The organism is Serratia sp. AS12, from assembly GCF_000214195.1.
Lineage (GTDB): Bacteria > Pseudomonadota > Gammaproteobacteria > Enterobacterales > Enterobacteriaceae > Serratia > Serratia plymuthica.
The window spans coordinates 465,150-480,065 of sequence record NC_015566.1 but is presented as its reverse complement, the minus strand read 5'-3'; the positions used below and the strand labels follow the sequence as shown (position 1 = coordinate 480,065).

The following is a 14,916-nucleotide window of genomic DNA, read 5'->3' as shown; positions in this document are numbered from 1 at the left end:
TCTAATTCAGCAACCCAATGCATAAGCTGCGCCATTCTACTCTTAGCGCAGTGCGATCGCAAGGCAGTGCGTTTTTCCACCCTCAGTCGAAATGTTCGACCACCAGGCGGCGCGGCGCTACGCGACCGTCATCGGCGATGTCACCTACGCCGATAAATTTACGCTCTTCACCTTCGGTCATTCGCACCATGCCCGAGGCCGGTGCGCCAGCAACCTGTACCGGCTGCCCCTGCTTGACGTAACCCGCAACAACCGGCAGCAAATTCACTTCCGGGTAGTTCTCTACCGGGCTGTCCATCGGCATCAGCAACGGATCGAGCAACTCGCCAGGCGCGATTTCCCGCGCTTGAGCTTGCTCCAGCAACGCGTTCAACTGCTCAAGCGTGACCATGCGTTCGATCGGATAAGTCGCTACCTGCAAACGACGCAGATAGATCACGTGCGCGCCGCAGCCCAACAGTTCACCGAGATCATCGGTGATGGTGCGGATGTAGGTGCCTTTCGAACAGTGAATTTCCAACTCCAGTTCATCGCCTTCCCAGCGAATAAACTGCAGTTCATAAACCGTAATGCTGCGCGCTTCACGCGGCACTTCGATACCCTGGCGCGCATACTCGTAGAGTTTCTTGCCCTGGTACTTCAGCGCCGAGTACATCGACGGCACTTGCTTGATATCGCCGCGGAAACTGTCCAGCGCCGTATCGAGTTGCGTCTGGGTGAAATTCACCGGGCGCTCTTGCACAATCTGGCCGTCCGCATCCGAGGTGTCGGTACGCTGACCCAGCTTGGCAATGACACGATAGCGTTTATCGGAATCGAGCAGGAATTGCGAGAACTTGGTCGCCTCACCCAGGCAAATCGGCAGCATGCCTGTCGCCAGCGGATCGAGCGCGCCAGTGTGGCCCGCGCGATTGGCGTTATAAAGGCGTTTCACTTTTTGCAGAGCGTCGTTGGACGACAGCCCCTGCGGTTTGTCCAGCAACAGGACACCGTGGATATCACGGCCGCGGCGACGAGGGCGACTCATTAAGCCTCCTCGTCATCGCCTGATGCAGAACGGCGTTCGGCGTCATTCTTCACAACGTTGGTCACCAGGTTGGACATGCGCATGCCTTCCACCAGTGAGTTGTCGTACGCGAAGGTCAGCTCAGGCACTACACGCAGGCGCATGGCTTTACCCAGCAGCGTGCGGATGTAGCCGGAAGCGTCTTCCAGAGCTTTAATGCCTTTAGGCACCAGATCCGGATCGGCGTTTTCGGTCAACACGTTCAGGAAGGTGACGTAAACCTTGGCATAGGCCAAATCACGAGAAACTTCTACACCAGAAACGGTAGCCATGCCGATACGCGGGTCTTTGACTTCACGCTGCAGAATGATAGCAATCTCTTTTTGCATCTCTTGTGCCACGCGCTGACCGCGGCTGAATTCTTTTGCCATTATGGATTCTCCAGACAAATCGGGGGGCACAAGGCCCCCCGGAACAGACTTAAGCAGATGTGCAAGCGTTAAGCGATGGTGCGTTGAATCTCAATGATTTCGAACACTTCGATCATGTCGCCGACGCGCACGTCGTTGTAGTTCTTAACGCCGATACCACATTCCATGCCGTTACGGACTTCGTTAACGTCATCTTTGAAGCGGCGCAGGGATTCCAGCTCGCCTTCATAGATAACCACGTTGTCGCGCAGAACGCGGATTGGGTTGTGACGCTTGATCGTCCCTTCGGTAACCATACAACCTGCGATGGCACCAAATTTCGGAGATTTGAACACGTCACGCACGGCGGCCAGACCGATAATCTGCTGCTTGTACTCAGGCGCCAGCATACCGCTCATCGCCTGCTTCACTTCGTCGATCAGGTTATAGATGACGGAGTAGTAACGCAGATCCAGGCTTTCAGCTTCAATCACGCGGCGCGCAGAAGCGTCGGCACGGACGTTGAAGCCCAGGATGATAGCGTTGGAAGCCGCTGCCAGCGTTGCGTCGGTTTCGGTGATACCCCCTACGCCGGAGCCAACAATCTTCACTTTCACTTCGTCGGTAGAGAGTTTCTGCAGTGATTCGCAAATCGCTTCACAAGAACCCTGTACGTCAGATTTCAGTACGATGTTCAGCTCAGAAACTTCACCGTCGGTCATGTTAGCGAACATGTTTTCCAGTTTAGATTTCTGCTGACGTGCCAGCTTAACTTCGCGGAACTTGCCTTGACGGTACAGCGCAACTTCACGCGCTTTCTTCTCGTCACGTACCACGGTCGCTTCATCACCGGCGGCAGGAACGCTGGACAGGCCCAGGATCTCAACCGGAATAGAAGGACCCGCAGAGGTCACTTCGCGACCCAGTTCGTCACGCATCGCACGTACACGGCCGTATTCGAAGCCACACAGAACGATATCGCCTTTGTTCAGCGTGCCTTCCTGTACCAGCACGGTAGCAACCGGACCACGGCCTTTATCCAGGAAGGATTCGATAACCACGCCGCTGGCCATGCCGCTGCGTACGGCTTTCAGTTCGAGAACTTCGGCCTGCAACAGGATAGCGTTCAGCAGTTCGTCGATACCGGTACCGGCTTTCGCAGATACGTGAACGAACTGTGCTTCGCCGCCCCACTCTTCCGGCATAACGCCGTACTGGGACAGTTCCTGCTTAACGCGGTCCGGATCGGCTTCCGGCTTGTCGATTTTGTTCACTGCAACCACCAACGGCACCTTCGCTGCTTTCGCATGCTGAATAGCTTCGATGGTTTGCGGCATCACGCCGTCGTCGGCAGCAACAACCAGAACAACGATGTCTGTCGCCTGAGCACCGCGGGCACGCATTGAGGTAAAGGCTGCGTGGCCTGGGGTATCCAGGAAGGTGATCATGCCGTTGTCGGTTTCTACGTGGTAAGCACCGATATGCTGGGTAATACCACCGGCCTCGCCTGCTGCCACCTTGGTGGAGCGGATGTAGTCCAGCAGAGAAGTTTTACCGTGGTCAACGTGGCCCATGATGGTCACGACAGGTGCACGCGACTCAGCGGCAGCACCGGTATCACGGTCGCTCATCAGCGCTTCTTCCAGCTCGTTCTCACGACGCAGGATAACTTTGTGGCCCATCTCTTCGGCAACCAACTGTGCGGTTTCCTGGTCGATGACCTGGTTAATGGTGGCCATTGCACCCAGTTTCATCATCGCTTTGATGACCTGAGAGCCTTTAACCGCCATTTTGTTAGCCAGTTCGGCTACGGTGATGGTTTCGCCGATCACAACGTCACGGTTAACCACCTGAGCCGGCTTGTTGAAGCCCTGCTGAAGAGTACTTGGCTTACGCTTGCCTTTACCGCCACGGGTAACGGCGCGCGCTTCTTCACGGTCTGCTTTAGACTCGGAAAGTTTGTTGCCTTTCTTCTGCTTGGTCACTTTACCGCCACGAGTGCGGGCGCGGCGCTCGCCTTCAACTTTGGCGTCGTTTTCGTCTTCGGCTGCACGGGCGTGCTGAGAGGTGGTCACGTGGTAATCGGCTGTTTCAACCGCAGCGCTTGCTGCTTCAGCTTCGGCCCACTTCTCGCCGTTCTCTTCGGCCATACGGCGCGCTTCTTCCGCTACGCGTTTGGCGTCTTCTTCAACCTTGCGGTGCACTTCCTCTTCCGCTTTACGTTTCAGTTCTGCGGCTTCGGCTTCACGGCGTGCTTTTTCTGCCTGAGCTGGCTTGGTCATTTCGTCGGTATGTTGATTGGTCACTTTTTCTTTTTCCGCTGAATTACGCTTAGCAATCTCCGCGGCCTCACGTTTGGCTTGGTCTTCGGCTGCGCGCTTTGCTTCTGCTTCGCGTTTCGCCAGCTCTTCCGCTGCGCGCTGTGCCTGCTCTTCCGCTTCACGCTGTGCCTGCTCTGCCGCTTCAGCCTGTTGGGCTTCTGGCGTATCGCGATTTACATAAGTGCGTTTCTTGCGGACTTCGATTTGCACCGATTTACTTTTACCGCCGGTGCTCGGAATATTCAAGGTGCTGCGCGTTTTGCGCTGCAACGTGAGCTTACCCGGCGCACTACCGTGTTCACGGTTAAGGTGCGCCAGTAAGGCTTCTTTCTCGTGCTGGGTCACAGAGTCTGTCTCAGACTTGTTAATCCCTGCATCAGCAAACTGCTGTACCAGGCGATCAACTGGAGTCTGAATCTCTGCTGCCAGCGATTTTACGGTTACATCTGTCGTCATGCTGTTCCTTCCTGCTACAGTTTATTACGCGTTGTCGCCAAACCAACAGATATTACGTGCGGCCATAATCAGCTCGCCGGCTTGCTCATCGCTAAGCCCTTCAATATCCGCCAGATCGTCAACACCCTGCTCGGCAAGATCTTCCAGCGTACAAACCCCACGCGCGGCCAGTTTAAAGGCCATGCTGCGCTCAAGCCCCGGAAGGTTGAGCAAATCGTCAGCAGGTTTTTGGTCGCCCAGGCTCTCTTCTTGGGCCAGGGCAAGCGTGGTCAATGCAGCTTTGGCGCGATCGCGCAACGCTTCAACCATATCTTCATCCAGACCGTCAATTTCCAGCAGCTCTTTGATTGGCACGTAAGCCAACTCTTCCAGAGTAGAGAAGCCTTCTTCGACCAGTACGGTGGCGAAATCTTCGTCGATATCAAGATACTTGGTGAAGGTATCAATGGCGGCATGAGCTTCGGCCTGGTGCTTGGCCTGCAGATCGTCCGCCGTCATCACGTTCAGTTCCCAACGATCATCGTCACGATGTTGTTTTAACAATTGGGAAGCCAAACGCACGTTTTGGCCATTACGGCCGATCGCCTGTGCCAGGTTGCTGGCTTCGACGGCGATATCCATGGTGCAATTATCTTCATCAACCACGATCGAGGCAACGTCTGCCGGCGCCATGGCGTTGATGACGAACTGCGCAGGGTTATCATCCCAGAGGATGATATCGATACGTTCGCCGCCGAGTTCGCTCGAAACGGCCTGAACGCGCGCACCGCGCATACCTACGCAAGCGCCGACCGGGTCGATGCGTTTGTCGTTGGTTTTCACAGCAATTTTTGCACGGGAGCCAGGATCACGGGCTGCCGCTTTAATTTCAATCACTTCTTCGCCGATTTCCGGCACTTCGATGCGGAACAGTTCTTTCAGCATCTCTGCGCTGGAACGGCTGACGAACAGCTGTGCGCCACGAGCTTCAGGACGGACGGCGTACAATATGCCGCGAATTCGGTCGCCCGGACGGAAGTTTTCGCGCGGCAGCATGTCTTCACGGCCAATGACCGCTTCGGCGTTGCTGCCCAGGTCCAGCGCAATGCTGTCACGGTTTACTTTCTTCACCACGCCGGTGACGATTTCACCTTCGTGCTGACGGAAAGCGTCAACGACCATGGCGCGTTCGGCTTCACGTACTTTTTGTACGATAACCTGTTTCGCGGTTTGGGTGGTGATACGGTCAAAGGTCACAGATTCGATCTGATCTTCGATGTACCCGCCCAACTCGATGCCCGGCTCTTCATACTGAGCGGCTTCCAGCGTGATTTCACGCGTTGGCTGGGTCACTTCATCTACGGCGACCCAACGACGGAAGGTATCGAAATCGCCGGTTTTGCGATCGATACTGACGCGAACCTCAATTTCCTGCTCGTATTTTTTCTTGGTTGCGGTGGCTAATGCGGTTTCCAACGCTTCGAAAATCTTCTCACGCGGAAGGGATTTTTCGTTGGAAACAGCTTCAACAACAGCCAGAATCTCTTTATTCATCCTAGTTGCCTCATCCAAACTTTAAAAGTGGGGTACCAGGTTCGCTTTCTGGATGTTGCTCAGCGCGAACACTTCATCTTTCCCTTCCACAGTAACCGTGATCATCTCGCCATCGACAGACTTGATAATGCCCTGCCATTTGCGACGGTTCTGTACGGCCATGCGCAGGACCAGGCTGACGTCTTCACCGAGGAAACGAGTATAGTGCTCAGCGGTGAACATCGGGCGATCAAGGCCAGGAGAGGAGACTTCCAAGTTGTAAGCGACTGTGATTGGCTCTTCGACGTCCAATACAGCGCTGACCTGGTGGCTGACATCAGCACAATCGTCAACATTGATGCCGTTTTCACTATCAATATAGATACGGAGCGTCGATTGGCGCGCACGAATAAATTCGATGCCTACAAGCTCAAAGCCCAACGCTTCTACCGGTGCCGAAAGCATCTCTGTTAATTTTTGCTCTAATGTGGACAAGCCCACCCCCAAGACATAAAAAAAGGGCCTAATAGCCCAGTGATTCTGTTGCCAAATAACAAAAAACCCCGAAAATTCGGGGCTTTATGCAACTGGACCCTGTTTGCCGCAAAGCGGCTTCGGTGCAACTTTCTAACAAGTGTCATTTTCAAATGTTGTTCGAGAAAAGCGGAATTCAATCGAAAAGTGTATTTGAAAATAAACACTTAAAGGAAAGTGGTTGCGGGGGCCGGATTTGAACCGACGACCTTCGGGTTATGAGCCCGACGAGCTACCAGGCTGCTCCACCCCGCGTCCGAAAACGTGGCAAATATTACGCCGATAATTGCAAAATTGCAAGTTATCTCTGGGATTTGGTACCGAGGATGGGACTCGAACCCACAAGCCCGTTAGGGCACTACCACCTCAAGGTAGCGTGTCTACCAATTCCACCACCTCGGTACTGATTCTTGCTGCTAACGGCTGTTATTCCTGTCCAGGTCACAACAACCGTTTTCAAACTCTGTTACTGCTTGCCGCTTACTGTGGGATATCGCTGCTCGGCTTGGTTGGTGCTGCCGGTGCGGTAGTCTGCTCAGATTTCACTGGCTGACCCAAGTTTTCCCACTCGCTGCCTTTCTTGCTCTGGTTGGTGCTCAGGTTGCCCAGGATCAAACTGATGACGAAGAACAATGCCGCCAAAATAGCCGTCATGCGGGTCATGAAGTTACCGGAACCACTCGAACCGAACAATGTGCCAGATGCACCTGCTCCGAATGAGGCTCCCATATCAGCGCCTTTACCTTGCTGCAGCATAATCAGAGCAACAAGCCCGATTGAGATCAGCAGGAAAATTACCAGAAGAGCTTCGTACATAGTTGTACCCGTATCCTTGCGGCTTCACCGCGTGCCAAATGCTTCACACCCCAAAGGCTTCTTTTCTATTAAGAAGTCGCAGGCGTTGTATCAAACTGCCCACTGAAGCGGGTGTGAATACTAACCAAAGCCGCTAACCCGCGCAAGGGCAATTTGCAGCCGCTGGCGCGTTTGCGGAAAAAAACACCAATAAAATTCGCAGACTGTGTTTTCCGGGGGCCCCAAACAGCCCCCGGCTTGTCGGCGATCCGTTAACCGGCAGCCTTTACAGCATCGGCGATACGGTGCGCCAGCGCGGTAACCTGCTGTTCATCCTCACCTTCCACCATCACGCGGATCAGCGGTTCGGTACCTGATTTACGCAAAAGAACGCGGCCACGGCCCGCCAACTCGGTTTCAACCTGCTCGGTGACTTTACGCACCTCTTCAGATTCCAGCGGGTTGTGCTCGCCGACAAAACGCACGTTAACCAGGATCTGCGGCAACAGTTTCATGCCGCTGCACAGATCGTGCAGACTCATACTGTTACGAACAATCGCAGTCAGCACCTGCAGACCGGCAACGATGCCGTCACCCGTAGTGGTTTTGTCCAACAGGATCACGTGGCCGGAGTTTTCCGCACCGATGCGCCATCCCAGTTCCTGCAGCTTCTCCAGTACGTAGCGGTCGCCGACTTTCGCACGTGCAAATGGGATGCCCAACTGCTTGAGCGCCAATTCCAGACCCATGTTGCTCATCAGCGTGCCGACCGCGCCACCGCGCAACTGGCCCTGACGCAGCCCTTCACGAGCGATGATATACAGGATTTGGTCGCCATCGACCTTGTTGCCAAGGTGATCAACCATCATCACGCGGTCGCCGTCACCGTCAAATGCCAGGCCGACATGGGCTTTTTCCTGCAGTACGCGCTCCTGTAATTGACGAACATCAGTCGCCCCGCACTTTTCATTGATATTCATGCCGTCCGGCTCAACGCCGATGGCAATCACCGTGGCACCCAACTCACGCAGTACGCTTGGCGCAATGTGATAGGTCGCACCGTTGGCGCAGTCCACCACGATTTTCAGGCCCTTCAGGCTCAATTCGCTCGGGAAGGTGCCTTTGCAGAATTCGATATAGCGGCCGGCAGCGTCGATGATCCGGCTAGCCTTGCCTAATTCGGAGGATTCCACGCAGGTCAGCGGCTTTTCCATTTCGGCTTCAATGGCTTCTTCAACATCGTCCGGCAGCTTAGCCCCATCAATGGAGAAGAATTTAATACCGTTGTCGTAAAACGGGTTATGTGATGCCGAAATAACAATACCGGCTTCAGCACGGAAGGTACGCGTCAGATACGCTACCGCCGGCGTCGGCATCGGGCCGGTGAAAGAAGCGGATAACCCCGCAGCGGCAAGCCCGGCTTCCAACGCCGACTCCAGCATATAGCCGGAGATGCGGGTATCTTTGCCGATAATAATTTTGCGAGATCCGTGACGTGCCAGTACCTTACCCGCCGCCCAGCCCAGCTTCAGAACGAATTCCGGGGTAATAGGACTATCACCGACCTTGCCACGAATGCCGTCGGTACCAAAATATTTGCGCTCGCTCATGTCTCTGTCATCCCTTAGCTGAAAGTGTTGCCTCGACGACACGCATCGCCTCGACGGTTTCTTTAACGTCATGCACTCTGACAATCTGTGCGCCCTGCATGGCGGCGATCACCGCACAGGCCACGCTGCCGATGACCCGCTGATCGGGGGGCACGTTCAGCAGTTGTCCAATCATCGACTTACGCGACATCCCCACCAACAACGGCAGGCCGAAGTGATGAAACTCTGACAATCTGGCCAGAAGCTGATAATTGTGCGCTAAATTCTTACCGAAACCGAATCCCGGGTCGAGCAGCAATTTCTGATTTGTAATCCCGGCGGCATTACAGCGTTCAATATGTCGCTGGAAAAAGGCGTTAACATCACCAATAAGGTCATCATAGTGCGGCGCCTGCTGCATGGTGCGCGGTTCACCCTGCATGTGCATCAGGCACACCGGCAGCCCGCTTGCCACAGCTGCGTCCAGCGCGCCCGGCTCCTGCAACGAGCGAACGTCATTGATCAGATGCGCACCCACTTTAGCCGACTCGCGGATCACCCCGGCTTTCGAGGTATCCACCGAGATAAAGACTTCAAAACGCCGGGCAATGGCTTCCACCACAGGCACTACGCGTGCGATCTCTTCGTCTTCACTAACCTCTGCCGCTCCCGGTCTGGTCGACTCGCCCCCCACATCAATCATGGTCGCACCAGCCGAAATCAGGGCATGGGCATGCAATAACGCCTGATTTAGAGTGTTGTGTTGGCCGCCGTCAGAAAAAGAATCCGGGGTTACGTTGAGGATCCCCATCACCCGCGGATGGGAAAGATCGAAAGTCGTGTCTCGCACGGTTAACTGCATTACTAATCCACCTTACTGTTGCCTGGTTCACTGCCCGCCGGACAATAAAAAACCCCGGCATGCCGGGGTTCGATGTTATTACACAGCCAAAGTTACTTGTCTAGCTGTTCAGACAGGGTATTGCCTGGGTTTGGCGTGCGTGGCTCATCTACCGGCGTTGGGGCTTTTGGTGTGCCGCCATTGTCGGAGTTGCTGCCTTTGCTCGCATCGTCCCAACCCGCTGGCGGACGCACGTCTTTGCGGTTCATCAGATCGTCGATCTGAGGCGCATCGATGGTTTCATACTTCATCAGTGCATCCTTCATTGAATGCAGGATGTCCATATTTTCCATCAACAACGCACGCGCACGGATGTAGTTGCGTTCGATCAGGGATTTAACTTCCTGGTCGATGATGCGCGCGGTTTCGTCCGACATGTGTTTCGCCTTGGCCACGGAACGGCCCAGGAACACTTCGCCCTCTTCTTCCGCATACAGCAATGGCCCCAGCTTCTCGGAGAAGCCCCATTGGGTCACCATGTTGCGGGCAATCGAGGTCGCCACTTTAATGTCGTTCGACGCACCGGTAGAGACTTTCTCTGGCCCGTAGATGATCTCTTCAGCCAGACGGCCACCGTACAGAGTTGAGATTTGGCTCTCCAATTTCTGGCGGCTGGCGCTGATAGCATCGCCTTCCGGCAGGAAGAAGGTAACACCCAACGCACGGCCACGAGGAATAATGGTTACCTTGTGTACCGGATCGTGCTCAGGAACCAGACGGCCGATAATGGCGTGGCCTGCTTCGTGATACGCGGTCGACTCTTTCTGCGCTTCGGTCATCACCATGGAGCGACGTTCCGCACCCATCATGATCTTGTCTTTGGCTTTTTCGAACTCAACCATCGACACAACGCGTTTGTTGCCACGGGCAGCGAACAGTGCCGCTTCGTTGACCAGGTTAGCCAGGTCAGCCCCGGAGAAGCCTGGAGTACCACGAGCCAGTACTGAAGCATCAACATCCGGCGCCAACGGCACGCGACGGGAGTGCACTTTCAGGATCTGCTCACGACCACGTACGTCTGGCAGACCAACAACAACCTGGCGGTCGAAACGGCCTGGACGCAGCAATGCCGGGTCAAGTACGTCAGGACGGTTGGTCGCAGCGATGACGATAATGCCTTCGTTGCCTTCAAAGCCGTCCATTTCAACCAGCATCTGGTTCAGCGTTTGCTCACGTTCATCGTGACCGCCACCCAGACCGGCGCCACGTTGGCGACCGACGGCGTCGATTTCATCGATAAAGATGATGCACGGTGCCGCTTTCTTGGCCTGTTCGAACATGTCACGCACACGAGAAGCACCAACACCTACGAACATTTCCACGAAGTCGGAGCCGGAAATGGTGAAGAACGGCACTTTTGCCTCGCCGGCGATAGCTTTCGCCAACAGCGTTTTACCGGTCCCTGGAGGGCCAACCATCAGCACGCCTTTAGGGATCTTGCCGCCCAACTTCTGGAAACGGCTCGGCTCGCGCAGGTATTCCACCAGTTCGCTCACTTCTTCTTTTGCTTCATCACAACCGGCAACGTCAGCAAAAGTGGTTTTGATCTGGTCTTCCGTCAGCATACGGGCCTTGCTCTTGCCGAAGGACATCGCGCCCTTGCCGCCGCCGCCCTGCATCTGCCGCATGAAGAAGATCCAAACCCCAATCAGCAACAGCATCGGGAACCATGAAATGAAGATAGAAGCCAGCAAACTCGGCTCTTCAGGCGGTTCACCAACAACTTTCACATTTTTCGTCAACAACGTATCAAGCAACTTAGGATCGTTGACAGGGATGTAGGTCGTGTATTTGTTACTGTCTTTCTTGGTAACGTTAATTTCACGTCCGTTGATTCGCGCTTCGCGAACCTGGTCCTGGGTCAGCTCGGACATGAAGGTAGAGTAATCCACCCTACGGCCATTCGACTCGCTGGGCCCAAAGCTCTGGAATACAGACATCAACACTACCGCGATGACTAACCAGAGAATTAGGTTTTTCGCCATGTCACTCAAGGGATTAACCTCATATTACAACTGTGTTAACAAACAGCGTTAGGGTACTACAGCTTGCGCCCTGTCGCTACAATGTACACTTCGCGCGAACGTGCGCGGGAAGCGTCTGGCTTACGAATCTTAACCTTCGTAAACAGGGAGCGAATTTCCCGTAGGTACTCGTCAAAGCCATCTCCCTGGAACACCTTCACCAGGAAACTTCCGCCTGGCGCGAGGACATCACGACACATTCCCAGTGCTAATTCCACCAGATACATCGATCTTGGAATATCGACGGCCGGAGTGCCACTCATATTCGGGGCCATGTCAGACATAACCACCTGAACCTTACTTTCACCTACACGTTCCAACAGAGCTTTAAGGACCAGTTCATCACGAAAATCGCCCTGAAGGAAATCGACACCAACGATAGGATCCATTGGCAAAATATCACAGGCGATGATACGACCGTTACCGCCGATCTGCGTGACTACATACTGCGACCAACCGCCCGGCGCTGCGCCTAAATCCACTACGGTCATGCCGGGTTTAAATAGCTTGTCACTCTGCTGTATTTCATCAAGTTTAAACCAGGCGCGCGAACGCAGCCCTTTTTTCTGCGCCTGTTGCACATATTTATCGCTAAAGTGTTCTTGTAACCAGCGACTGGAGCTAGCAGAACGCTTTTTATTAGCCATCTCGTTTTCCAACTATCATAAAAAGAGTCTTATGTCAGGTTCGCTGCTCACGTAGACTCACACCGGTGAAGACCGATTTGGTGATATACATGAGATGGCGGTAGAATGTACCGTTTTCAATCCCAACTTAAGCAAAAAAGACAATGAATCTGAATAATAAACAAAAACAGCACCTGAAAGGCTTGGCGCACCCGTTAAAACCGGTTGTCATGCTGGGTAATAACGGTCTCACCGAAGGGGTGCTGGCTGAAATTGAACAGGCTCTGGAGCATCATGAGCTGATCAAGGTAAAAATCGCTGCTGAAGATCGCGAAACCAAAACCCTGATCGCCGACGCTATCGTACGTGAAACGGGTGCCTGCAACGTGCAAGTCATCGGCAGTACGCTTATTCTTTACCGCCCTTCGAAAGAGCGCAAGATCAGTCTACCGCGTTAATAAGCATTGGGTTAACGAAAAGGTGCCATGCACCTGACTCAGATAAAAGGCCGCATGCGGCCTTTTTCCTTTCTTTACAAAACCCTGGCGAATTTCTGAACGATCGGGCGTATATCAGAGATATTCAACCTTCAGGATCTCGTAATCTACATCGCCGCCCGGGGTTTTAATGACGACCACATCGTCTTGCTCTTTACCGATCAAACCGCGCGCCATCGGTGAATTTACCGAAATCAGATTTTTCTTGAAGTCGGCCTCATCGTCACCCACGATTCGGTAAGTCACTTCTTCTTCGCTATCCAGATTCATCACCGAAACGGTGGAGCCAAAAATCACGCGGCCATTGTTTGGCATCTTGGTGATGTCGATCACTTGCGCGTTCGACAGTTTGGCTTCAATTTCCTGAATACGTCCTTCGCAAAAACCCTGCTGCTCACGAGCCGCATGGTACTCTGCGTTTTCTTTCAAATCGCCGTGTTCACGGGCAGTCGCGATGTCCGCAATGATTTTCGGACGGCGCACGCCCTTCAGATATTCAAGCTCTTCGCGCAATTTTTCAGCGCCAAACAAGGTCATCGGAATCTGTTTCATATAGTAAATACCTCTAAATCTTTCCTGTTCAAATAGCCGTCGTCCTGACGTGTTCGAATGAAAAAACGGTGGGTGTATGCCCCCCCGCCTCCAGGCGACAAACAAAAGAAGCCTGACTCGGGACATTCGCCCAAGTCAGGATCGATTTTGCATTTTGATACGCATTTTAGCGTAGAGTTCCTTGAGGGTCATCGTTTACTTTCTCCCTGAATGCACCGTAGTATGGCGGCACGTTATCCAGCTGTTATCCCGAGATTATGCGTTTTTCACGAATTGTCAGTGCATTGGCTTGCGCATTTGTTCTGAATGCAAATGCGGCCCCGGTGGAAGATTACACACAATATTTGCCTGATGGGGCCAACCTTGCCCTGGTAGTTCAGAAGATCGGCGCCGATGCGCCGACCATCGATTATCATTCACAGCAAATGGCGTTACCGGCCAGTACCCAAAAGGTGCTGACGGCGCTGGCTGCCTTGTTGCAGCTCGGCCCCGACTATCGTTTCACCACCACGCTGGAAAGCCAGGGCGATATCAGCGACGGCGTGCTGCGCGGCAATCTGATCGCCCGCTTCAGCGGCGACCCGACCTTTAAACGCCAAAGCCTGCGTAATATGGTGGCGATCCTGAAAAAACAGGGCGTGCGCCAGATTACCGGCGACGTGCTGGTCGACACGTCGGTATTCGCCAGCCACGACAAAGCCCCAGGCTGGCCGTGGAACGATCTGACGCAGTGCTTCAGCGCACCGCCGGCAGCGGCGATCGTCGATCGCAACTGCTTCTCGGTATCGCTGTACAGTGCGCCAAACCCGGGCGATATGGCCTTTATACGCGTAGCCTCTTATTACCCGGTCAACATGTTCAGCCAGGTGCGAACATTGGCGAGAGGCTCTGCGGACGCCCAATACTGTGAGCTGGACGTAGTGCCGGGCGAATTGAACCGCTTTACCCTGACCGGCTGCCTGACCCAACGCAGCGATCCGCTGCCGCTGGCGTTCGCCATTCAGGACGGAGCCAGCTATGCCGGGGCTATCCTGAAAGATGAGCTGACGCAAGCCGGTATCCAGATAGATGGCCACCTGAAACGCCAGACCCAGCCTGGCCTGGCCGGTACGGTGATTGCGCAGACGCAATCGGCACCATTGCACGAACTGCTGAAAATCATGTTGAAGAAATCGGACAACATGATCGCCGATACCGTGTTCCGCACTATCGGCCATGAACGTTTCGGCGTTCCGGGTACCTGGCGCGCCGGCGCAGATGCCGTACGTCAGGTGCTGCGTCAAAAAGCCGGAGTCGATCTGGGCAACAGCATTGTGGTGGACGGTTCTGGCCTCTCGCGTCATAACCTGCTGGCCCCGGCGACCATGATGCAAGCGTTGCAATACATCGCGCAGCATGACAGCGAACTGAACTTTATTTCGATGCTGCCGCTGTCGGGCTACGACGGCACGCTGCGCTACCGTGGCGGGCTGCACGAAGCCGGTGTCGATGGCAAGGTTTCCGCCAAAACCGGCGCACTGCAGGGCGTGTATAACCTGGCGGGCTTTATCACCACCGCCAGCGGCCAACGTTTTGCTTTCGTGCAATACCTGTCGGGTTATGCCGTGCCGCCGGAAGATCAGAAACAGCGTCGCGCTCCTCTGGTGCGTTTCGAAAGCCGCTTGTACCGGGATATTTATCAGAATAACTGAGG

General features: G+C 54.4%; 13 protein-coding genes and 2 tRNA genes. 2 read left to right on the top strand and 13 right to left on the bottom strand.

Features of this window, described 5'->3' with window-relative positions:
* Positions 1-82 precede the first annotated feature (82 nt).
* The 12 genes from truB to rlmE all read right to left on the bottom strand — a co-directional run bounded on the left by truB (position 83) and on the right by rlmE (position 12,195).
* Complete coding sequence (gene truB / locus SERAS12_RS02235; RefSeq protein ID WP_013811277.1) at positions 83-1,027, bottom strand: tRNA pseudouridine(55) synthase TruB; 945 nt, start codon at positions 1,025-1,027, stop codon at positions 83-85.
* Positions 1,027-1,437, bottom strand: a complete 411-nt coding sequence (gene rbfA, locus SERAS12_RS02230; RefSeq protein WP_004952863.1) for a 30S ribosome-binding factor RbfA — start codon at positions 1,435-1,437, stop codon at positions 1,027-1,029. Before rbfA ends, truB begins: the two co-directional genes overlap by 1 nt.
* A 68-nt stretch (positions 1,438-1,505) precedes the next feature.
* On the bottom strand, positions 1,506-4,193 hold the full coding sequence (gene infB / locus SERAS12_RS02225; protein ID WP_013811276.1) for a translation initiation factor IF-2: 2,688 nt from the start codon (positions 4,191-4,193) through the stop codon (positions 1,506-1,508).
* 24 nt (positions 4,194-4,217) lie between these two features.
* The gene (gene nusA / locus SERAS12_RS02220) at positions 4,218-5,726 is read right to left on the bottom strand and encodes a transcription termination factor NusA (RefSeq protein WP_004952855.1); all 1,509 of its coding nucleotides are present in this window, start codon (positions 5,724-5,726) and stop codon (positions 4,218-4,220) included.
* 21 nt (positions 5,727-5,747) lie between these two features.
* The gene (rimP, locus tag SERAS12_RS02215; RefSeq protein ID WP_071880476.1) at positions 5,748-6,200 is read right to left on the bottom strand and encodes a ribosome maturation factor RimP; all 453 of its coding nucleotides are present in this window, start codon (positions 6,198-6,200) and stop codon (positions 5,748-5,750) included.
* A gap of 217 nt (positions 6,201-6,417) precedes the next feature.
* Positions 6,418-6,494: transfer RNA gene (locus tag SERAS12_RS02210), tRNA-Met, on the bottom strand.
* 60 nt (positions 6,495-6,554) lie between these two features.
* Positions 6,555-6,641 (bottom strand) — tRNA-Leu (locus SERAS12_RS02205).
* 78 nt (positions 6,642-6,719) lie between these two features.
* Positions 6,720-7,055, bottom strand: coding sequence for a preprotein translocase subunit SecG (gene secG / locus SERAS12_RS02200; protein WP_004952849.1), 336 nt, complete (start codon positions 7,053-7,055; stop codon positions 6,720-6,722).
* Positions 7,056-7,306: 251 nt separating this feature from the next.
* Positions 7,307-8,644: a phosphoglucosamine mutase gene (gene glmM, locus SERAS12_RS02195; RefSeq protein ID WP_013811274.1), complete on the bottom strand. Its 1,338-nt coding sequence runs from the start codon at positions 8,642-8,644 to the stop codon at positions 7,307-7,309.
* A gap of 7 nt (positions 8,645-8,651) precedes the next feature.
* Entirely contained in the window at positions 8,652-9,485 is an 834-nt protein-coding gene (gene folP / locus SERAS12_RS02190) for a dihydropteroate synthase (protein WP_013811273.1), read from the bottom strand.
* Positions 9,486-9,577: 92 nt separating this feature from the next.
* Entirely contained in the window at positions 9,578-11,509 is a 1,932-nt protein-coding gene (gene ftsH / locus SERAS12_RS02185; protein WP_041415851.1) for an ATP-dependent zinc metalloprotease FtsH, read from the bottom strand.
* Positions 11,510-11,565: 56 nt separating this feature from the next.
* The gene (gene rlmE / locus SERAS12_RS02180) at positions 11,566-12,195 is read right to left on the bottom strand and encodes a 23S rRNA (uridine(2552)-2'-O)-methyltransferase RlmE (protein ID WP_004952836.1); all 630 of its coding nucleotides are present in this window, start codon (positions 12,193-12,195) and stop codon (positions 11,566-11,568) included.
* 143 nt (positions 12,196-12,338) lie between these two features.
* Here rlmE and yhbY point away from each other — a divergent pair, with 143 nt between their 5' ends.
* Complete coding sequence (gene yhbY / locus SERAS12_RS02175; RefSeq protein WP_004933536.1) at positions 12,339-12,632, top strand: ribosome assembly RNA-binding protein YhbY; 294 nt, start codon at positions 12,339-12,341, stop codon at positions 12,630-12,632.
* Positions 12,633-12,746: 114 nt separating this feature from the next.
* On the opposite strand, the gene greA is transcribed toward yhbY, so the two are convergent.
* The gene (gene greA / locus SERAS12_RS02170; protein WP_004952832.1) at positions 12,747-13,223 is read right to left on the bottom strand and encodes a transcription elongation factor GreA; all 477 of its coding nucleotides are present in this window, start codon (positions 13,221-13,223) and stop codon (positions 12,747-12,749) included.
* 257 nt (positions 13,224-13,480) lie between these two features.
* On the opposite strand from greA, the gene dacB reads away from it, so the two are divergent.
* Complete coding sequence (gene dacB / locus SERAS12_RS02165; protein ID WP_004952830.1) at positions 13,481-14,914, top strand: serine-type D-Ala-D-Ala carboxypeptidase; 1,434 nt, start codon at positions 13,481-13,483, stop codon at positions 14,912-14,914.
* Positions 14,915-14,916: the final 2 nt, after the last annotated feature.